Origin of the sequence: Vibrio sp. EA2 (assembly GCF_033042495.1) — a bacterium.
Classification (GTDB): domain Bacteria; phylum Pseudomonadota; class Gammaproteobacteria; order Enterobacterales; family Vibrionaceae; genus Vibrio.
This window is the reverse complement of sequence record NZ_JAWLID010000007.1, coordinates 39,678-60,188: the sequence shown is the minus strand read 5'-3', so window position 1 is coordinate 60,188 and position 20,511 is coordinate 39,678. Positions and strand designations below refer to the sequence as shown.

The following is a 20,511-nucleotide window of genomic DNA, read 5'->3' as shown; positions in this document are numbered from 1 at the left end:
TCTCCTTTAATTTGTTTTTCACTTCAGAAGACATCATGACAACGAATCAACAAAATGCAGTCGTTTCACAACCAAAAACCGTCGTTGTGAAACTGGGTACAAGTGTGCTGACAGGCGGTACATTGGCGCTAGACCGTGCTCACATGGTTGAGCTAGCGCGCCAGTGTGCTGAGCTTAAAAAACAAGGCCATTCAGTGGTAATGGTTTCGTCTGGTGCAATTGCAGCAGGCCGTGAGCACCTTGGATACCCCGCATTGCCCAACGAAATGGCGAGTAAACAATTACTTGCTGCTGTGGGGCAAACTCGTTTGATTCAAACGTGGGATTCTTTGTTCAGTATTTACGATATCAAGATCGGCCAGATGCTTTTAACTCGTGCTGATCTGGAAGATCGAGAGCGGTTTCTTAATGCTCGCGATACTATTAACGCGTTAGTCGCAAACGATATCGTTCCAATCGTCAATGAAAATGACGCCGTCGCGACCAACGAAATTAAAGTCGGTGACAATGACAATTTGTCTGCGCTAGTGGGGATTTTATGTGGTGCAGATAAGTTGCTGCTCCTCACTGACCAAAAAGGTCTTTTTACAGCAGATCCGCGTAAAGACCCAAATGCAGAGCTGATCAAAGAAGTTAAGACTATCGATGATACGCTGCGTAAAATCGCGGGCGACAGTGGTACGACGCTGGGAACCGGTGGTATGGCAACTAAGCTTCAAGCGGCAGATATCGCTCGTCGTGCGGGCATCGAAGTTATTATTGCGGCGGGCAGTGCGAACAATGTAATTACGGAGTCATTGAGTCCGACACCACATGGCACACGCTTCCTACCTTGTGCTGAAGCACTCGAAAACCGCAAGCGTTGGATCTTGGCTGGTCCTGCTGCATCAGGAGATATTATTATCGATGATGGCGCAGTAAACGCAGTTGTTGGTAAAGGAAGCAGTCTGTTAGCTAAAGGGGTGACGAAAGTAAGTGGTGATTTTGCCCGTGGTGAGGTAGTGCGTGTCACTAATACTCATGGCAAACTGGTGGCTCGTGGTATTAGCGCTTACTCAAGTGAAGACCTAACCAAAATCTCTGGTAAGCACAGTAAAGATATCATCAACATCCTGGGCCATGATTACGGCTCAGAAGTCATTCACCGTGATGATCTTGTCGTCATTCAGGAATAGAAATTAAGGGAAGCAAAGTGGATTTAACGAACATGGGTAAAGCTGCAAAAGATGCAGCTTTCGAATTGGCGACAGCGTCAACATCACAGAAAAACCAAGCTCTAGCCATCATTGCTGATGAGCTGGAAGCAAACTCAGCGGCTATTCTGGCGGCGAACGCAAAAGATATTGAACTTGGCCGTGAGGCAGGTCTGACGGATGCATTACTAGACCGTCTTCTTCTCAATGAAGAGCGATTAACTGGCATCGCTAACGATGTGCGTAACGTGATCAGCCTTAGTGATCCAGTTGGTAGTGAAATCGACAGTAAAGTGCTCGAAAATGGCATGTCTTTAGCTCGTCGCCGCGTTCCTCTTGGTGTGGTGGGGGTGATTTACGAAGCGCGCCCGAACGTAACTATTGATATTGCAGCCTTGTGTTTGAAAACAGGAAACGCAAGTATTTTGCGTGGCGGTAAAGAGACCTTCTTCTCTAACATGGAGCTGGTTAAAGTTATCCAGTCTGCATTGGCTAAAGCGAATCTTCCTGCGGCTTCCGTTCAATACATTGAGAAGCCAGACCGTGAACTTGTTTCTCAATTGTTAAAATTGGACGACTACGTGGATATGATCATTCCTCGTGGTGGTGCTGGCCTACACAAAATGTGTAAAGAAAACAGTACCATTCCGGTTATTATTGGTGGTTTTGGCATCAGCCATATTTTTGTTGATGAATCAGCAGATCTTGAGAAGTCACTTAATGTGGTTGAAAACTCAAAAGTACAGCGACCATCGGCATGTAACTCACTTGATACCTTATTAGTTCACAAAAACGTGGCGCCTGAATTCTTGGCCTTGCTGGTTGAGCGTATGAACGAGAAGGTTACTTTTGTTGCTGAACCAAAAGCCAAAGCGCTGATGGCAAATGCGCAGCAAATTCGCGATGCGGGCGAAGGTGATTTTGATACAGAATGGTTGAGCTACACGCTTGGTGTGAAAGTCGTTGATGATGTCAAAGACGCCATTGACCACATGCGAGTGCATAACGCCAGCCACTCAGATGCGATCATGACTAACAGCCTAGAAAGTGCAGAATTGTTCATCAACTCTGTGGGTTCTGCGGCAGTATACGTTAACGCGGCAACACGCTTTACCGATGGTGCACAATTTGGTCTGGGCGCTGAAGTCGCCGTTTCTACTCAGAAGCTTCATGCGCGTGGTCCAATGGGCTTAGAAGAGCTGACCAGCTACAAATGGGTAGGTAAAGCCAACTACTTAGTACGTAGTTAACAGATTCCACTCGATATTGATTGAAAAAGGGGCGATAACGCCCCTTTTTGTTTTCTCTCGCATTGCAATTCCGCTACACTAGTTTGGCTTTTAAGAGCGCATTGATTGGAGGTGATATGCATTGTCCTTTTTGTTCGGAAAACGAAACAAAAGTTATTGATTCTCGCTTGGTTGCAGATGGCCATCAGGTTCGTCGTCGTCGCCAGTGTCTGACTTGTAGTGAACGCTTTACGACGTTTGAAACCGCTGAGCTGGTGATGCCTAAGGTCATTAAATCCAATGGCAACCGCGAACCGTTTGACGAAGATAAAATGGTCGGTGGCATTCAGCGTGCATTAGAAAAACGTCCGGTCAGCGCTGACGCAATTGAGTTGGCGATCAGTATGATTAAATCCCAGCTACGCGCTACAGGTGAGCGTGAAGTACCAAGTGAGATGATTGGCAACTTGGTGATGGATCAGCTGAAAGAACTGGACAAAGTGGCTTACATCCGTTTTGCGTCTGTTTATCGCAGTTTCGAAGATATCCGCGAATTTGGCGAAGAGATAGCCCGCCTGGAAGACTGATTAAACATGGATCAAAACACGCCTCAAATTACCTTCTCTCCTCAAGATTTCTCCATGATGTCGCGCGCTATCAGGCTCGCTAAGCACGGCATCTATACCACGGCCCCTAACCCAAATGTTGGTTGCGTCATCGTTCGTGATGGACAGATAGTCGGCGAAGGTTATCACCTCCGAGCCGGAGAGCCACATGCCGAAGTCCATGCCCTGCGAATGGCTGAAGGTAAAGCGGAAGGCGCGACTGCCTACGTTACTCTCGAGCCTTGTTCTCACCATGGGCGAACGCCTCCTTGTGCCGAAGGGCTGATTAAAGCGAAGGTGGCGAGAGTTGTTTGTGCGATGCAAGACCCGAACCCAAAAGTCGCAGGGCGAGGTATTCAAATGCTTCGCGATGCTGGCATTGAGGTCCAGGTTGGCTTACTGGAAAGCGACGCTCTCGAATTGAATCGAGGATTCATCAAGTTTATGCAGACTGGTATGCCTTTCATCCAATTAAAGATGGCGGCTAGTCTCGATGGTCAAACCGCACTTGGTAATGGGCAGAGCCAGTGGATTACCTCCCCCAAGGCTCGTCAGGATGTTCAGCGTTATCGTGCCCTGAGTGGTGGGATTTTATCGACCAGCAAAACGGTGATTGACGATAATGCCTCATTGAATGTTCGCTGGGACGATTTACCTCAAACGATACAAGAGCAGTATCAACCTGAAGCGGTGCGTCAGCCAGTACGCATCATTTTAGATCGCCAATGCCAGCTGACAGATGATCTTAAGTTGTTTAATACCGATGGTGGGCGCATTATCGTCAGTAAAGACGGTGATATCGCTCCTCAATTGAATGAAGCTGGCCAGATTGAACTTGCGACGACGTTGAAAACCGTTGCCAATCAGCATCAGGTCAATCATTTATGGGTTGAAGCAGGAGCGACGCTCGCGAGTGCACTCATACAAGCTAATCTTGTAGATGAACTGATCGTTTATCTTGCTCCAAAGTTGATGGGAAGTGATGGTCGCGGGCTGATTGGGGCACTTGGTTTAACGTCAATGGATCACGTTATCGATCTGGAAATTACCGATGCTCGTATGGTTGGCGTGGATATCCGTATCACCGCAACGATTATACGAAAATAGATAGAAAAGAAGCAATTATGTTTACAGGTATTGTAGAAGCAGTAGGTAAACTCACTGCGATTACGCCGAAAGGCGAAGACATCACCGTAACCGTCGAAACGGGTAATTTAGATATGTCTGACGTTAAGTTAGGCGATAGTATCGCGACGAATGGCGTTTGCTTGACGGTTATTGATTTTGGCAGCAATTATTACAGTGCGGATCTGTCGTTAGAGACACTGAAAATGACGGGTTTTGCACAATATCAAGTCGGTGACAAGGTTAATCTAGAAAAAGCCATGTTGCCTACCACGCGCTTTGGTGGACATATCGTGTCTGGTCATGTTGACGGTGTTGGCGAAATTGTTGAACGTAATCAAGTGGGTCGAGCGATAGAGTTTTGGGTAGCGATGCCTGCTGATATTAGCAAGTATGTCGCAGGAAAAGGCTCAATCACCGTCGATGGTATTAGCCTTACGGTAAATGACTTACGTAAAAATGCATTCAAGTTAACGATTGTTCCTCACACGAGCGAAGAAACCACGATTGATCAATTTCAGGTGGGTCGCAAAGTTAACTTAGAAGTGGATGTGTTAGCTCGTTATATGGAGCGCTTACTTCAGGGGCAGCAAGAAGAGAAGCAAGAGTCGCGTATTACAATGGATTTCTTGCAGCAGAACGGATTTGCCTAGGACTGTATTCACAGAACATCCGTGGGGCAATTGACTTACCGTTTGTAAAGCTCAAACTATTGCCGCAAGTCTGCTTGTAGTCAGGTTCCAACACATTGTTGCCGCAAAAATAAATTTTAGAATAACGGGAAACAGAATATGCCAATCAGTACACCAGAAGAAATTATTGATGATATTCGCGCAGGTAAAATGGTCGTCTTGATGGATGACGAAGACCGCGAGAATGAGGGTGATTTGATCATGGCTGCCGAGCATATCACGCCGGAAGCGATCAACTTTATGGCTACCCATGGCCGTGGCTTGATTTGTCTTACTATGACGAAGGAGCGTTGCTCGAGTCTAGGGCTGCCACCAATGGTGCAAGACAACAATGCGCAATACACGACAAACTTTACGGTTTCTATTGAAGCAGCAGAAGGGGTAACAACGGGTATCTCGGCTGCGGATCGAGCACGCACTGTTCAAGCGGCTGTAGCGCCAAACGCGAAAGCAGCGGATTTAGTTCAACCAGGCCATATCTTCCCACTAGCGGCTCAAGATGGCGGTGTGTTAACGCGAGCAGGCCACACTGAAGCTGGCTGTGACTTAGCTCGTCTTGCTGGTCTGGAACCTGCGTCGGTTATTGTTGAGATTCTAAATGATGACGGCACGATGGCGCGCCGACCAGACCTTGAAATCTTCTGTGAAAAACACGGTATTAAACTGGGCACGATCGCTGACCTAATCGAATACCGCAATAACACAGAGACAACCATCGAACGTGTGGCTGAATGTAAGCTGCCGACCGAGTTTGGTGAGTTTAAGCTCGTGACCTTTAAGGACACGATTGATAACCAGGTTCATTACGCCATGTGTAAGGGCGACTGGAAAGATAAAGCGCCGTTAGTTCGTGTACACCTGCAAGATGTGTTTACAGATTTATTGCGTAGTGATCGTAATGCTGAGCGCAGCTGGACTCTGGACAAAGCGATGAAACGCATTGGCGAAGAAGGTGGTGTTTTGGTTGTGCTGGGTCATGAGGACTCCAGTGAACTGCTTATCCACCGCGTGAAAATGTTTGAAGCGCAAGACAAAGGTGAAGCACCGACGCTAGCGAAGAAACAAGGTACTTCACGTCGTGTGGGTGTGGGTTCACAGATTCTTGCTGACTTAGGCATTAGTGACATGCGTCTGTTATCGTCATCCAATAAAAAATACCATGCGTTAGGCGGTTTTGGCCTGAACGTCGTTGAATACGTCTGCGAGTAGCGATTAAACGATAAGTTGCTGGTCTGGAACAGGCCTTCTGTCCTTCTAGACCAGGAACTCGTTGCTCCCACTAATTTCCATTAGATATTGCTCACACAATTGTGCTAGAATCCGGCGATTCTCACTTGATGAACATATTTCACTTAAAAATAGAGTTAAAGGAAAGCTTATGAAAGTGATCGAGGGTGGCTTCCCAGCGCCAAATGCAAAAATTGCTATCGTTATTTCTCGTTTCAACAGTTTTATTAACGAAAGCCTACTTTCTGGTGCGATCGATACACTAAAGCGTCACGGGCAAGTAAGCGATGACAACATTACGGTTGTTCGTTGTCCAGGTGCCGTAGAACTACCTCTAGTCGCCCAACGTGTTGCTAAAACTGGCAAATTCGACGCTATCGTATCTCTAGGGTCGGTTATTCGCGGTGGAACGCCTCACTTTGACTATGTTTGTAGTGAAATGAATAAAGGTCTGGCACAAGTGTCGATGGAATACAGCATTCCTGTCGCATTCGGTGTTTTGACTGTTGATACTATCGATCAAGCGATTGAACGCGCAGGAACCAAGGCTGGTAATAAAGGTGCAGAGGCTGCACTAAGCGCACTTGAAATGATTAATGTACTATCTGAAATTGATTCCTAATGGGGGCCAGTGTGAAACCAGCCGCACGTCGTAATGCACGTCAATTCGCTCTACAAGCGATCTATTCATGGCAAATTACTAAAGAGAATGTTGCCAAGATTGAAGAACAGTTTTTGTCTGGTGACAAATACGATGAAGAAGAACTTCATGCATCAGAGCCGGCTCTAGCAGCTCCAGAAACTGACGTAGAGTACTTTCGTGAACTACTAGGCGGTGTTGTACTTAGCCACGCTGAGCTAGATAGCAAAATTCGTCCGTACATCTCTCGTCCGATGCAAGATCTTGATATGATGGAACTTGCTCTTCTTCGTCTTGCTATGTACGAGATGACTCGTCGCGAAGATGTACCTTACAAAGTCGTGATCAACGAAGCGATTGAGCTTGCAAAAGTGTTCGCTGCGGAAGACAGTCACAAATTTGTTAATGGTGTGCTGGATAAAGCCGCGCCCCATGTACGTAAGAAATAACGATTTCTTGAGTAAAAAGGTCAGCATATGCTGACCTTTTTTGTGTCAAACGATAGATAAGTAAATTATGTCTGGTGAATTTAACCTGATAGACAAGTACTTTGTTGGTCGTCAAAGCCAACGCAAAGATGTTCATCTGGCGGCAGGGGATGATTGTGCGCTGGTCAAAGCGCCAGCCAATGTGCATATTGCGATCAGTACCGATACCTTGGTCGCGGGGACACACTTTCTTCCCGAGGCTAACTCCGCTTGGGTTGCGCATAAAGCACTCGCTTCAAACATCAGTGATTTAGCTGCGATGGGCGCGACACCCGCTTGGGTCAGCTTCGCGTTAACCATGCCGGAGCCTGATGAAGAGTGGCTTGCACCGTTCTGTGATGCCTTCTTTGAACTGGCGGATTACTTTGGGATTCAGCTCATTGGTGGGGATACCACAAAAGGACCATTGAGCTTAACGCTGACGGTACAGGGCTTTGTTCCTGAAGGGAAAGCCTTGACTCGTTCTGGAGCCAAAGTTGGCGACTGGGTCTACGTAACCGGGAATCTTGGTGATGCGAAAGCCGGACTGGATGTTATCTTAGATGACGCTCTTCGTACTCGCGTAGGGGCAGACAGCCTGGAAAAAGCGCATTACTTGAGTACACCTCGTGTATTAGCTGGTCAAGCTCTAGTCGGGCTCGCGTCTTCTGCTATTGATATATCAGATGGCTTGATATCCGACATTAAACACATATTGAAGCGTTCACAGGTCGGTGTCAGTATCGATGTCTCTCAATTGCCTATATCTTCGGATTTGGCGCAGTTTTTAGATGATAAGGTCAGCGCACAGCAGTATGCTTTATCGAGTGGCGAAGAATACGAGTTGTGTTTTACCGTCTCAGAACAAAACCATGGCTCATTACAAAGTGCTCTGTCCCATATTGGGTGTAAAGTGACATGCATTGGTCAAATTCGACCGAATGGTACTTTTGAGCTTCACGACAACAATCAACCTCTTGACTGGGACTTAAGCGGCTTCGACCACTTTAGGTAACCAAGATTGAAACCAAACTAGCAGTTATAGGTTTAAGGATATGACCAACCCTCTTTCTCTTATTTCGTTAAAGAATCCGTGGCATTTATTGGCAACAGGGTTTGGTAGCGGTTTATCACCTATTGTTCCAGGAACCATGGGAACACTCGCGGCGGTACCGTTCTTTTTGTTGTTAGCTCAGCTTCCGTTTTCTGCTTATGTCGTCGTGGTGCTTATTTCATGCGTAATTGGTGTGAAAATCTGCCAGGTTACGTCAGATGACATGAAAGTTCACGATCATGGCTCGATTGTCTGGGATGAGTTTGCGGGCTTTTGGATTACGATGAGCATTGTACCTGCACTGAATATCCCGGTAACTGAATGGAAGTGGCTTTTGACGGGTTTTATCCTGTTCCGCTTCTTCGATATGGTGAAGCCTTGGCCTATCGGCTGGCTTGATAAGCGCGTGCACGGCGGATTAGGCATCATGATCGATGATATTGTGGCTGGCATTATGGCGGGCATTGTACTGTTCTTAGTCGCGCACTATGCAGGCTGGATGAGTTAGTCATTAAACTCAAGTGAATTAAAAAGGGATGCGATAGCGCATCCCTTTGTTTTTCTATACTTCAGTTTTTCACTGCTTCAGTGAAGATTACTTCGCCAGATAGTCACTGATGGATTTCTCAATCCCTTCTGCGTCGAGGCCAAGCTCTTTATGCAATTCTTCTTGTGTGCCTTGAGGAACAAACTCATCTGGTAAGCCAAGGTTCAGTACTGGCTTGATGATTTTTTCTTTCATCATGAATTCAAGAACACCAGCACCGGCACCGCCAGCAATCGCATTCTCTTCTAGCGTAACGAGCACATCGTGTTCGCTTGCTAGCTGACGAATCAATGTTTCATCTAACGGCTTAACAAAGCGCATGTCTGCCACAGTAGCGTTCAGGCTTTCTGCTGCTTCTAGAGCGTTAGGCAGGAAGGTACCAAAGCTCAGGATAGCGACTTTTTCGCCTTCACGTACGATTCGGCCTTTACCAATTTCAAGTGCGGTAAACTCACTTGCGATGTCGGTACCCATACCGTTTCCTCGTGGGTAACGAACCGCACTTGGACCGGTATGTTTGTGGCCGGTGTAAAGCATTTGGCGACATTCATTCTCGTCACTTGGTGCCATGATCACCATGTTAGGAATGCAGCGCATAAAGCTTAAGTCAAACGCACCTTGGTGAGTCTGACCATCTGCACCCACCAAACCGGCTCGGTCGATAGCAAACATCACTGGCAAATCCATAATAGCGATATCATGAATAAGCTGGTCATAACCGCGTTGTAAGAAAGTCGAGTAAATGGCAACAATTGGGTTATTGCCAGCAATCGCCATACCCGTTGCAAGCGTCACCGCATGTTGCTCAGCGATAGCGACATCAAAATATTGCTCAGGGTACTCTTTTGAGAAACGTACCATGCCCGAACCTTCACGCATTGCTGGCGTAATCGCCATCAGCTTAGGGTCTTGCGCGGCCATATCACACAGGAAGTCGCCAAAGATCTTTGAGAACGTTGGCTTACCACCACTACTCTTTGGCAGGCAGTCATGTGTTGGGTCAAACTTCGGTACGCCATGGTAGCCAATAGGGTCCTTTTCTGCGGGTTCATAACCTTTGCCTTTCTTAGTCATGATATGCAGGAATTGAGGGCCTTTCAGCTCACGCATGTTCTTCAGTGTCTGAACTAGCTCATTGACGTCGTGTCCATCAACCGGACCAATGTAGTTAAATCCGAACTCTTCGAACAGAGTACCTGGCACGACCATGCCTTTTAGGTGCTCTTCCGTGCGACGAACCAGTTCTTTAATTGGCGGAACGCCAGAAAGCACTTTTTTTCCGCCTTCACGGATCGATGTGTAGAGATTACCAGACAGTAATTTCGCTAAATGGTTGTTCAATGCACCAACGTTTTCTGAAATCGACATCTCGTTGTCGTTCAGAATCACCAGCATATCCGGGTGAACATCGCCAGCGTGGTTCATTGCTTCGAAAGCCATACCCGCAGTAATGGCGCCGTCACCAATAACACTCACGACCTTACGCCCTTTGCCTTCTTTCTGTGCACTGATAGCCATGCCAAGTCCAGCACTGATTGAAGTGGAAGAGTGACCTACCGACAGTGTGTCGTATTCGCTCTCAGGGCGCCAAGGAAACGGGTGTAGCCCGCCTTTCTGTCGGATAGTCGGCATTTTGTCACGACGTCCGGTCAAAATTTTATGCGGGTAAGCCTGATGACCAACATCCCAGATCAACTGGTCTACTGGTGTGTTATAAACATAATGCAGGGCAACGGTGAGCTCCACTGTGCCTAAGCCAGACGCTAAGTGTCCGCTGGATTGGCTCACTGAATTTAGCAGATACGTTCGAAGTTCATCACACAGAGCTGGTAATGTTTCTTTAGGAAGAAGACGCAACTCTTCCGGTGTATTTGCTAACGCCAGTGTTGGGTACTTTGAAATATCAAGAGTCATATAAATGCGCGCTTATAGTGTTAATTTTTGCGCTCGATGACATATCGGGCGAACTCTTCAAGTAACTGAGTATTGTATGGGATAGCTTCCAATGCTTGAAGTGCTTCCTGTAACAGAGAGTGAGCTTTCTCTATCGCTCCCTCTAAACCCAGCAGGGAAGGGTAAGTGCTCTTATTGAGTTCTTGATCAGAACCCTGAGGCTTACCCAATGTTTCTGTGTCACTAATGATATCAAGAATATCGTCTTGAACCTGAAACGCCAAACCAATTGCTTTCGAATAGCGCTCTAAATGTGGTAAAACTGCGATACCTTTATCACCAGCGGCCAAAGCACCTAATTTAACTGCACAGTCAATCAGGGCTCCGGTCTTTTTACGATGGATTTCTTCCATTTCTTCGAGAGAAATTTGGCGATTCTCTGCACTTAAGTCCAGTGCTTGACCGACGCACATACCGTTAGAGCCAGACGCATGAGCCAGCGCTTTTATCATATTGATACGCTGCTTTTCAGCTTCTGGATTTAAAGGGCCGTCCGCCAAGATAGTAAAGGCGAGTGTTTGTAGTGAGTCACCAGTCAGTATTGCGGTCGCTTCATCGAACCTAATATGGCAAGTAGGTTGGCCACGACGCAATTCATCATCATCCATCGCTGGCAGATCGTCATGAATAAGTGAGTAAGCGTGAATGCATTCAATCGCTGCAGCTGGCGTATCGAGATCGTCAGACTGACAACCGAGCATTTGACCTGTGATGTAAACAAGAAAAGGACGAACGCGTTTACCGCCGAGCAAAAGACCGTATTTCATTGCATCAATCAATGGCAGGTCTTGATACGGAAGCTGTTCTAGCCACAAATTTAATTGCTGATTGTTTCTTTGTTGAAAAGAAGTCAATGTCTGTTGCATCACATCGCTCGCTACTAATAATTATTCTGAATCTGGTTTGAAGTCACTCAATGGTGCTTCATCATCTTCACTGAGAAGAATACTTACGCGTTGTTCAGCGTCGCTTAGCTTTGTTTGGCCAGCACGAGCTAAGGCAATGCCTCGCTCAAATTTACGTAAGGCATCATCCAGAGCAAGATCGCCACTTTCTAATTGATCAACCAAGCTATCAAGCTCTTCAATGGTTGCTTCGAAGGTCATGTTTTCTGGTTTCTTAACCGCCATCTCTTCTCTGCCTTTATTAAGCCTCTCATAAGATGCACGAAAGTTACCTTAGCCTAGTAACTTGGTCAAATTTAACCTTACATAATTGTCACAAAATTGGCTCTAAATGTGTCTGAGCGACGAAAGTGTTCATTTTACTAAAGGTTAGGGGGTGGAATTTGTGATCGGCTAGCTAAGATTTTTCTAAAAATTCTCCCCGAGTTGTCGATACAAGGAGTAATTCGTTAGCAACAGATAAATAGAGCGAGAGGAGTGCTGTGTGGATTTAGCAACCCTAATAGGTTTGATAGGCGGTTTTGCATTCGTTGTGATGGCGATGGTGCTTGGTGGCAGCATCGGTATGTTCGTCGATGTCACATCAATCCTCATCGTTGTTGGTGGCTCAACCTTTGTCGTGCTGATGAAGTTTACTATCGGGCAGTTCTTTGGTGCGGCTAAAATCGCGGGTAAAGCTTTCCTTTTTAAAGCCGACCAGCCTGAAGATTTGATCGCAAAAATTGTTGAAATGGCCGATGCGGCGCGTAAAGGTGGTTTTCTCGCCTTAGAAGAGATGGAAATAAATAACAGCTTTATGCAAAAAGGTATCGACCTTTTGGTTGATGGTCATGATGCTGATGTCGTACGTGCTGCGTTAAAAAAAGATATTGCTCTGACAGGTGAGCGACATACACAAGGAACGGGGGTATTCCGCGCGTTTGGTGATGTCACACCGGCGATGGGAATGATCGGTACCCTAGTTGGTCTGGTTGCGATGCTTTCAAACATGGATGACCCTAAATCGATTGGACCTGCGATGGCCGTTGCGCTTTTAACTACGCTTTACGGCGCGATTTTATCCAACATGGTGTTTTTCCCGATCGCCGATAAACTCTCGTTACGTCGTGATCAGGAAACACTAAATCGCCGCCTGATTATGGATGGTGTTCTTGCCATACAAGACGGTCAGAATCCGCGAGTCATCGACAGTTACCTGAAGAACTATCTCAATGAAGGCAAGCGTGCCTTAGAGATCGGTGAGTAATCAGGAGCATAGTGATGGATGATGAAGAAAATAAATGCGATTGTCCGCCACCTGGACTTCCTCTGTGGATGGGGACCTTTGCTGACTTAATGTCACTATTGATGTGCTTCTTTGTTCTGTTGCTCTCGTTCTCAGAGATGGATGTGCTCAAATTTAAACAGATTGCAGGTTCGATGAAGTTTGCATTTGGTGTACAAAGTCAGCTCGAAGTGAAAGATATTCCGAAAGGAACCAGCATTATTGCTCAAGAGTTCAGACCGGGGCGGCCTGAGCCGACGCCGATTGACGTTATTATGCAGCAAACCATGGATATCACTCAGCAAACATTGGAATTCCATGAAGGTGAGTCTGATCGAGCAGGCGGAAGCAAGCGTGACCAAGGAAAATTAACCGGCGGTCAGTCACCGGAGACCTCGACGAGGAACAACCAGGCGACAGAATCCGAGATGGAACAGCAGCAGTCTCAAATGATGTCGCAAGAAATGGAAACTCTGATGGAGAGTATCAAGAAGGCGCTGGAGCGAGAGATCGAGCAGGGAGCGATCGAAGTGGAGAACTTGGGTCAGCAGATCGTCATCCGCATGCGTGAGAAGGGCGCTTTTCCAGAAGGCTCTGCGTTCTTGCAACCTAAATTCCGTCCTTTGGTACGCCAGATTGCTGAGTTGGTTAAAGATGTGCCGGGGATTGTGAGAATATCTGGACACACCGATAATCAAGTGCTGGATTCTGAACTGTATCGCTCTAACTGGGATCTCTCATCTCAGCGCGCGGTTTCTGTCGCGCAAGAGATGGAGAAGGTGCGGGGCTTCTCTCATCAGCGCTTACGAGTTCGAGGGATGGCTGACACTGAACCGCTGGTGGCCAATGATTCTGATGATAATCGTGCCCTTAACCGGCGTGTGGAAATCAGCATTATGCAGGGTGAACCACTTTACAGCGATGAAGTGCCAGTTATTCAACATGAGCAATAAAAAGCGAGTTGGAAGCCTAATACCGTCCGCTTAAACGACTTTCATTTATTGGCGTCATTCCGAGGAGCCATAGCGACATCAGGAATCTACTCACTTTAAGCATGTTGTGAAATAGGCACTTTCAGCGTTAACACGCTCGGTAAGTAGATCCTGAATCACGCTCCTTCGTCGCTGTTCAGGATGACTGATTGGTTTTACAAATAAGCGAGCGGCGTGAAATCGACAGTTCGCTTTTTTTGTCTTTCCAATCCGCTTGGGTGTATAATCTTGCGCCTTTGAAGTGAGCTCAGACAACCTTTTGTGACCAAGACGCAGTTTTACTGCGTATGAAGGATCGAAGGCGAGTATCATTCTTTGTTGATTGCGAAACTAACCTGCGAATTAGACTATGAAATTTATTGTAAAGCCCCATCCAGAAATTTTTGTAAAAAGTGAGTCTGTGCGTAAGCGCTTCACAAAGATTTTAGAGTGTAACATTCGTAATATCGTCAAGAGCCGCACGGAATCTGTCGCAGTATTTAACCGTCGTGATCACATTGAAGTGACCTCTGAGAGCAACGAATACCACGCTGAAGTCTTAGAGATTCTGACCCACACCCCAGGTATCCATCATGTACTTGAAGTGAAGCAGTCTGAGTTTAAAGATCTTCACGATATCTTTGAGCAAGTGCTTGAGTTAAGCCGCCCTTTGATTGAAAACAAAACCTTCGTGGTTCGCGCTAAGCGTCGTGGTAAACATGACTTTACCTCTATTGAGCTAGAGCGTTACGTTGGCGGTGGTTTGAACCAGGCGGTCGAAAGCGCCAGCGTGAAGCTGCACAAGCCAGATGTAACCGTTAAGGTTGAGGTATCAGGTGACAAACTTAACCAGGTGCTTGCGCGTCACAAAGGACTTGGTGGCTTCCCACTAGGTACACAAGAAGACGTGCTAAGCCTGATCTCCGGTGGTTTCGATTCTGGTGTATCAAGCTACCTGCACATTAAGCGTGGCTCAAAAGTTCATTACTGCTTCTTTAACCTAGGTGGTCCTGCGCACGAAATCGGTGTTAAGCAGGTTTCTCACTACCTATGGAATAAGTACGGTTCTTCAGCAAAAGTGCGCTTTATTTCAGTCGACTTTGAACCTGTCGTCGCTGAAATTCTTGAGAAAGTAGATGATGGCCAGATGGGCGTTATTCTTAAGCGTATGTTTATGCGTGCAGCTGGTATGGTTGCTGAGAAATTCAAGATTGAAGCTCTGGTTACGGGTGAAGCACTTGGTCAGGTTTCTAGCCAGACGCTAACGAACCTTCGCCACATTGATAACGTGACAGACACTCTGATTCTGCGCCCACTGATTAACTGGGACAAAGAAGACATCATCAATCTGGCGCGAGACATTGGTACTGAAGACTTTGCTAAGACGATGCCTGAATACTGCGGTGTTATTTCTAAGAAGCCAACAGTAAAAGCAATCAAAGCGAAGCTAGAAGCGGAAGAAGAGAACTTTGACTTCACTATTTTGGAAAATGTGGTGAAAGAAGCGCGTGTTATGGATATTCGTGATATCGCGAAAGAATCTGAAAAAGCAGCGCCAGAAGTAGAACAAGTTCAGGCTGTTGAAGAGCATGCGATTGTCCTTGATATCCGTAGCCCTGAAGAGGAAGACGATAACCCTCTAGAAATTGACGGTGTAGATATTAAGCACATCCCGTTCTACAAGCTGGGTACGCAGTTTGGTGACTTAGACCAGGCTAAGACTTACCTGCTGTACTGTGACCGTGGTGTTATGAGCCGGCTGCAAGCGCTGTACTTACAAGAGCAGGGCTTTAACAACGTGAAGGTTTACCGCCCATAATAAGGCGAAAATAAATCTCCTTTTCAAAACGCAAACTGAGCAATCAGTTTGCGTTTTTTTATGTCTTTTTATTCAGTCATAGGGAAGGTTTTTGCATGGTTATATTGAAGTGCCTCGCAATCTTTTTCATAGATACTGATATAACGTCAATTAATCCGAAATGCTCTATCAACTATGATCTCTGTTCCGAGGATAAGGTCGAGGGAGATTTATCTGAGAGGGTGGTATTCTAGGTTTACCAGTATTGGTTGCAGTGAAGGTTAGAGTAATAACTCTGTTAATGGCGGCTGAGTTTTGACTAAGTATGCATTTTCAGGATAAGTTGACTATTGTAGTGAATACAACTGAGATTATTTTGTGGGTTAGTGTGTTGTTTTGTTAAACTTGGATAATCTAGATAAAAAAACACCGCCCAAATGGGCGGTGTAAGAAATTTGACAGACAGGTCAAAAATAAATACAGGAAGTATATGTTTTGTCCCAGGGATAGTAGACAAAACAGTTTGGTAGAAATCTACCTAACTCGAAAAACGAGTTTGCAAACACAACATCGCAACAACGAAGCCAATTGATTTCGAGAGAAATCAAGCCGTTCAGGCCCGTGTTGCGGGGTGAAATATAGAATTTATCTGGCTGTTCGACAACGTTAATTTTATAATGTTTCAGATAAAAAAAACTAATCCTAATTGAGGTTCCCTATGTCTCGCAGATTGCCTCCTTTGAATTCTCTTCGAGTATTTGAAGCTGCAGCACGTCATCTTAGTTTTACACGGGCGGCCGAAGAGCTCTTCGTTACCCAAGCTGCAGTGAGTCATCAGATCAAAGCGTTGGAAGAGTTTTTATCACTCAAGCTATTCCGCCGCCGAAACCGCTCTTTGCTGTTAACGGAAGAAGGTCAAAGTTACTTCTTAGATATCAAGGATATCTTTACTTCTATCGCAGAAGCGACCGATAAGGTACTGGAACGTAGTGAAAAAGGCGCTTTGACCATCAGTTTACCACCCAGTTTTGCGATTCAGTGGTTAGTGCCTCGCTTAGCCGATTTCAATGCTCAGGAGCCAGACATTGATGTCAGGATTAAAGCCGTAGATCTGGAAGAGGGCTCGCTGACCGACGACGTCGATGTCGCTATCTATTATGGCCGTGGTAACTGGCCGGGACTTCGTGCGGACAAATTATATCAGGAATTTTTGATTCCACTTTGCTCTCCATCGTTACTCTTGGGGACGAAGCCGTTAGAATCTCTGAGTGACCTCAGATTACACACATTGTTACATGATACTTCGCGTAAAGACTGGAAGCAGTTTACTCGTCACTACAACATCGAAGGCATCAATGTAAATCATGGTCCAATTTTTAGCCACTCGACGATGGTGTTACAGGCAGCTGTCCATGGGCAAGGTGTGGCACTTGGAAATAACGTGTTAGCTCAACCAGAAATGGAAGCAGGGCGACTTATTGCGCCGTTTGATGAGGTATTGATCTCAAAGAATGCGTTCTATGTCGTGTGTCATGAGCAGCAAGCAGACATGGGCCGTATCGCGACATTCCGCGATTGGATGCTTGCAACGGCAAGAAAAGAACAAGAGGAAGTATTGGATGAACCAGTGGATAGTTGAGGGGCCAGAAGACGGGCCATTATTTATTTTTGCTCATGGTGCTGGAGCCGGCATGGATCACGGGTTTATGGCAACCGTCGCTCAAGGGTTAGCTGAGCAGGGCATTCGTGTCGCTCGCTTTAACTTTCCCTACATGGTTAAGCGTGCTGAAGACGGCAAAAAGCGTCCGCCGGATCGTGCGCCAAAACTGCTCGAAGCCTATGAAGAAGTCATCACTCACTTTACGGATAAACCAGTGGTCATTGGTGGTAAATCCATGGGCGGTCGAATGGCGAGTTTGCTGGCTGACCATGCGCTGGTGGCGGGCATTGCCTGTTTAGGCTTTCCCTTTCATCATCCGGGTAAGCCAGAAAACTACAAAGGTGAACATCTCGCAACGCTTAACAAGCCGACACTGATTCTGCAAGGTGAGCGGGATACCTTTGGTAAACAGGAGGAATTTGCTGACTTTGCGTTATCGGAGCAGATTACAGTAACTTTTGTACCAGATGGTGACCACAGTTTTAAACCGCGCAAGCGCTCTGGTTACACTGAAGAAGGCAATATTGCGCTGGCAGTTGAACACTTAGCGAAATTTATTAAAGAGGTGTACAGTGAAAAGTAAGTGGTTACTCTCCTTCTCTGGTCTTTCTGGCTTGATGTCTGTAGCGCTGGGAGCGTTCGCAGCTCATGGCTTAAAAGCAACACTTGCCCCGTATCTTCTTGATGTATTTGAGACTGGTGTCCTCTACCAGTTCATCCATACTTTTGCGATCGCTTTTTGTGCCATTCTGTTGTTGATGAATTTGGAACAAAAAGCACAAAAGTATTTTTTCATCGCTGCAATTTGCTTTATCATCGGCATCTTTTGTTTTAGCGGCAGTCTATACGCGCTGGCGCTAACAGGCATTAAATGGTTTGGACCGATTACTCCTTTAGGAGGGTTAATGTTCATGATCGGCTGGTGCTCGTTCTTTATTGCTGCGTTTAATATCAAAGAGGTCTCCAAGTGAAACAACTAATGCTCTATTGCCGTTCCGGCTTTGAGAAAGAGTGTGCTGGTGAAATTCAGGACAAAGCGACACAGTTGGAAGTCTATGGCTTCCCTCGTGTGAAGAAAAACTCAGGTTATGTTGTCTTCGAGTGTTACCAGGATGGAGACGCAGACAAACTGGTAAAAGGTCTGGACTTCGGTACGTTGATCTTTGCCCGCCAAATGTTTGCGGTTGCAGCCGAGTTTGAATCGTTGCCAAGCGAAGATCGTATCAGTCCAATTCTTGATGAGATGTCTGAAGTCGAAGATTTCCCTCGTTGCGGGGATCTGCGTATTGAAACGCCAGATACCAATGAAGCGAAAGAATTACTGAAATTCTGCCGTAAATTTACCGTACCCATGCGTCAGGCTCTGCGTGGTAAGGGCCTGATGTGGAATAAAGACAACGCTAACAAGCCAGTATTGCACATCTGCTTTGTCGCACCGGGTCATTGTTACGTAGGTTATTCGTTCCCGGGTAATAACTCGCAATTCTTCATGGGCATTCCTCGTCTCAAGTTTCCGGCAGATGCACCAAGCCGTTCAACACTAAAGCTGGAAGAAGCCTTTCATGTCTTTATTCCACGCGAAGAGTGGGATGAACGTTTGGCACCTGGTATGTGGGGCGTTGACTTAGGCGCTTGCCCTGGCGGTTGGACGTACCAATTGGTCAAGCGTTCGATGTTCGTGCACTGTGTTGATAACGGTATGATGGCTGACAGTCTGATGGAAACCGGTCAGATTAAACACCACATGGTGGATGGCTTTAAGTTTGAACCAGACCGCAAGAACGTGACTTGGATTGTGTGTGACATGGTTGAGAAACCAGCGCGCGTGGCACATCTTATGGGACAGTGGTTACTAAAAGGTTGGGCAAAAGAAGCCATTTTTAACCTCAAGCTACCGATGAAAGGCCGCTATGACGAAGTTTTGCAAGATCTTGAGAACCTGAAGATGTTCCTAATTGAGAACAAGGTGAAGTTCAAGCTGCAGGCTAAGCACCTTTACCATGACCGTGAAGAGATCACGATTCACATTCAGTGTCTGTCTAACATCTCTCCGCACTAATCTTCTAGGATCAAAAAGCGCCTTTTGAACTGGCCGTGCAGCTTGCTTATCGAGCAGCATGGCCATGCCACCTCGTTATTCTGAACAGCGAGGCACGAGCGTGATTCAGAATCTACTCTCCGAGCGCTTTGTCGCTAAGGTCGACCCTAATACTTCACCGTACTCTGTATTAGATTCCTAGTCTCGCTAAGGCTCGCTGGAATGACGGTGATGAGTGTAAAGGGAACTATTTCAATCTATAGAACCCTATTCCTTTCGAATAGGTACTTTTTATTACATGATGTTTGCTTGTTACTCCACTTTGTTGGGACCAGTAAAGCGGATGTCTTGCAGATTGAAACCAAGCTCAATATCGCATTTTAGTGCGGCCACCTGCTTACATAAACGAGCCGACTCGATATGCTCATCCAGTTTTTTGCGATACTTTGTCGCGAGTTCATCGCTGGCGTAAGCTGACTCAATATCTTGGAATTGCGTCAGGATTTCTTTCGCCGCTTTGGGGCCGATTCCGGGAACCCCAGGGACCTGGCTAGAGCTGATGCCTGTCAACCCCCAGTAATCAGCCAGCTGATTTGGCTTAACCCCAAACTCGTTGTCAATAAATGGCTCATCTAACCAGCGATGCTGAAAGTAATCACGGATTTGAAGGGTCGGCGAAAGCAGCTGGCAGTAGCCTTTATCTGTAGAAACAATGGTGACCTTTTCACCATGACCAGCGACTTTGGTTGCCAGTGTTGCTACTAAGTCATCGGCTTCATCGCCGTCAGACAATAATGAGTCAATACCTTGCTCCCACCAAGCTTGCTGAATCGCATCGAGACCCAGCATCAAGGGCTCGGGCATAGGTTTACGATTTTGCTTGTAGTCCGGTAGTATCTCGGCACGCCAACCTCTATCTTGCTCATGATGATCAAACACCGCAATAATGTGGGTTGGTTGCGCCTCTGACAGGATTCGAGTCAGCGTTCTTTGAGTGGTGGTGATGGTTCTTGCTATGTCAGTTGGATCGGGTTGAGCGGAGTGCACTCGGCGGATCAAGTTTAGGGCATCAATAATAACAAGATGAATAGACATAATGACTTAGCAATAAAAAAGGGGCGCAATGCCCCTAGTGTAACGAAT

Annotated in this window: 21 protein-coding genes; 17 read left to right on the top strand and 4 right to left on the bottom strand. The window is 46.4% G+C overall.

Annotated elements, in window-relative coordinates; all coding sequences use genetic code 11:
- The first annotated feature begins 35 nt into the window (after positions 1-35).
- The 10 genes from proB to pgpA all read left to right on the top strand — a co-directional run bounded on the left by proB (position 36) and on the right by pgpA (position 8,740).
- The gene (proB, locus tag RXX31_RS15270; RefSeq protein ID WP_317590407.1) at positions 36-1,175 is read left to right on the top strand and encodes a glutamate 5-kinase; all 1,140 of its coding nucleotides are present in this window, start codon (positions 36-38) and stop codon (positions 1,173-1,175) included.
- Between the two features lie 17 nt (positions 1,176-1,192).
- Positions 1,193-2,443 (top strand): glutamate-5-semialdehyde dehydrogenase, encoded by a 1,251-nt coding sequence (locus RXX31_RS15265; protein ID WP_317590406.1) that lies wholly within the window; start codon positions 1,193-1,195, stop codon positions 2,441-2,443.
- 116 nt (positions 2,444-2,559) lie between these two features.
- A complete protein-coding gene (nrdR, locus tag RXX31_RS15260; protein WP_014231008.1) occupies positions 2,560-3,009 on the top strand; it encodes a transcriptional regulator NrdR in 450 nt (149 codons plus the stop codon).
- 6 nt (positions 3,010-3,015) lie between these two features.
- On the top strand, positions 3,016-4,134 hold the full coding sequence (gene ribD, locus RXX31_RS15255; RefSeq protein WP_317590405.1) for a bifunctional diaminohydroxyphosphoribosylaminopyrimidine deaminase/5-amino-6-(5-phosphoribosylamino)uracil reductase RibD: 1,119 nt from the start codon (positions 3,016-3,018) through the stop codon (positions 4,132-4,134).
- Positions 4,135-4,151: 17 nt separating this feature from the next.
- Complete coding sequence (locus tag RXX31_RS15250) at positions 4,152-4,805, top strand: riboflavin synthase (protein WP_317590404.1); 654 nt, start codon at positions 4,152-4,154, stop codon at positions 4,803-4,805.
- 138 nt (positions 4,806-4,943) lie between these two features.
- Positions 4,944-6,053, top strand: a complete 1,110-nt coding sequence (gene ribBA / locus RXX31_RS15245) for a bifunctional 3,4-dihydroxy-2-butanone-4-phosphate synthase/GTP cyclohydrolase II (protein ID WP_317590403.1) — start codon at positions 4,944-4,946, stop codon at positions 6,051-6,053.
- 169 nt (positions 6,054-6,222) lie between these two features.
- Positions 6,223-6,693 (top strand): 6,7-dimethyl-8-ribityllumazine synthase, encoded by a 471-nt coding sequence (gene ribE / locus RXX31_RS15240; protein WP_014231012.1) that lies wholly within the window; start codon positions 6,223-6,225, stop codon positions 6,691-6,693.
- The gene (gene nusB, locus RXX31_RS15235) at positions 6,693-7,160 is read left to right on the top strand and encodes a transcription antitermination factor NusB (protein ID WP_020333700.1); all 468 of its coding nucleotides are present in this window, start codon (positions 6,693-6,695) and stop codon (positions 7,158-7,160) included. Before ribE ends, nusB begins: the two co-directional genes overlap by 1 nt.
- Positions 7,161-7,227: 67 nt before the next feature.
- Positions 7,228-8,193: a thiamine-phosphate kinase gene (thiL, locus tag RXX31_RS15230; RefSeq protein ID WP_317590402.1), complete on the top strand. Its 966-nt coding sequence runs from the start codon at positions 7,228-7,230 to the stop codon at positions 8,191-8,193.
- Positions 8,194-8,233: 40 nt separating this feature from the next.
- On the top strand, positions 8,234-8,740 hold the full coding sequence (gene pgpA, locus RXX31_RS15225; protein ID WP_317590401.1) for a phosphatidylglycerophosphatase A: 507 nt from the start codon (positions 8,234-8,236) through the stop codon (positions 8,738-8,740).
- Between the two features lie 87 nt (positions 8,741-8,827).
- Here the strand turns inward: pgpA and dxs are convergent, their stop codons facing one another.
- Genes dxs through xseB form a run of 3 tightly spaced genes read right to left on the bottom strand, consistent with a single transcriptional unit; the run spans position 8,828 to position 11,862 of the window.
- Positions 8,828-10,693, bottom strand: coding sequence for a 1-deoxy-D-xylulose-5-phosphate synthase (dxs, locus tag RXX31_RS15220; protein WP_317590400.1), 1,866 nt, complete (start codon positions 10,691-10,693; stop codon positions 8,828-8,830).
- 20 nt (positions 10,694-10,713) lie between these two features.
- Positions 10,714-11,598, bottom strand: a complete 885-nt coding sequence (ispA, locus tag RXX31_RS15215) for a (2E,6E)-farnesyl diphosphate synthase (RefSeq protein WP_317590398.1) — start codon at positions 11,596-11,598, stop codon at positions 10,714-10,716.
- A 21-nt stretch (positions 11,599-11,619) separates the two neighbouring features.
- A complete protein-coding gene (xseB, locus tag RXX31_RS15210) occupies positions 11,620-11,862 on the bottom strand; it encodes an exodeoxyribonuclease VII small subunit (RefSeq protein ID WP_317590397.1) in 243 nt (80 codons plus the stop codon).
- A gap of 259 nt (positions 11,863-12,121) precedes the next feature.
- Here xseB and pomA point away from each other — a divergent pair, with 259 nt between their 5' ends.
- The 7 genes from pomA (at position 12,122) to rlmM (ending at position 19,389) form a co-directional block, all read left to right on the top strand.
- Positions 12,122-12,883, top strand: coding sequence for a flagellar motor protein PomA (gene pomA, locus RXX31_RS15205; protein WP_317590396.1), 762 nt, complete (start codon positions 12,122-12,124; stop codon positions 12,881-12,883).
- A gap of 14 nt (positions 12,884-12,897) precedes the next feature.
- Positions 12,898-13,854 carry a flagellar motor protein MotB gene (locus tag RXX31_RS15200; protein ID WP_317590395.1) on the top strand — a complete coding sequence of 319 codons (957 nt, stop codon included), beginning with the start codon at positions 12,898-12,900 and terminating at the stop codon, positions 13,852-13,854.
- Positions 13,855-14,242: 388 nt separating this feature from the next.
- Positions 14,243-15,691, top strand: coding sequence for a tRNA uracil 4-sulfurtransferase ThiI (thiI, locus tag RXX31_RS15195; RefSeq protein ID WP_317590394.1), 1,449 nt, complete (start codon positions 14,243-14,245; stop codon positions 15,689-15,691).
- A 697-nt stretch (positions 15,692-16,388) separates the two neighbouring features.
- Positions 16,389-17,309: a transcriptional regulator GcvA gene (locus tag RXX31_RS15190; protein ID WP_317590393.1), complete on the top strand. Its 921-nt coding sequence runs from the start codon at positions 16,389-16,391 to the stop codon at positions 17,307-17,309.
- A complete protein-coding gene (locus tag RXX31_RS15185) occupies positions 17,290-17,913 on the top strand; it encodes an alpha/beta fold hydrolase (RefSeq protein WP_317590392.1) in 624 nt (207 codons plus the stop codon). Before RXX31_RS15190 ends, RXX31_RS15185 begins: the two co-directional genes overlap by 20 nt.
- Positions 17,903-18,301 (top strand): DUF423 domain-containing protein, encoded by a 399-nt coding sequence (locus RXX31_RS15180; RefSeq protein ID WP_317590391.1) that lies wholly within the window; start codon positions 17,903-17,905, stop codon positions 18,299-18,301. The genes RXX31_RS15185 and RXX31_RS15180 overlap by 11 nt, the downstream gene beginning before the upstream one ends.
- Entirely contained in the window at positions 18,298-19,389 is a 1,092-nt protein-coding gene (gene rlmM, locus RXX31_RS15175; RefSeq protein ID WP_317590390.1) for a 23S rRNA (cytidine(2498)-2'-O)-methyltransferase RlmM, read from the top strand. Before RXX31_RS15180 ends, rlmM begins: the two co-directional genes overlap by 4 nt.
- Before the next feature lie 291 nt (positions 19,390-19,680).
- Here the strand turns inward: rlmM and xni are convergent, their stop codons facing one another.
- Positions 19,681-20,463, bottom strand: a complete 783-nt coding sequence (gene xni, locus RXX31_RS15170; protein ID WP_317590389.1) for a flap endonuclease Xni — start codon at positions 20,461-20,463, stop codon at positions 19,681-19,683.
- Between the last annotated feature and the right edge of the window lie 48 nt (positions 20,464-20,511).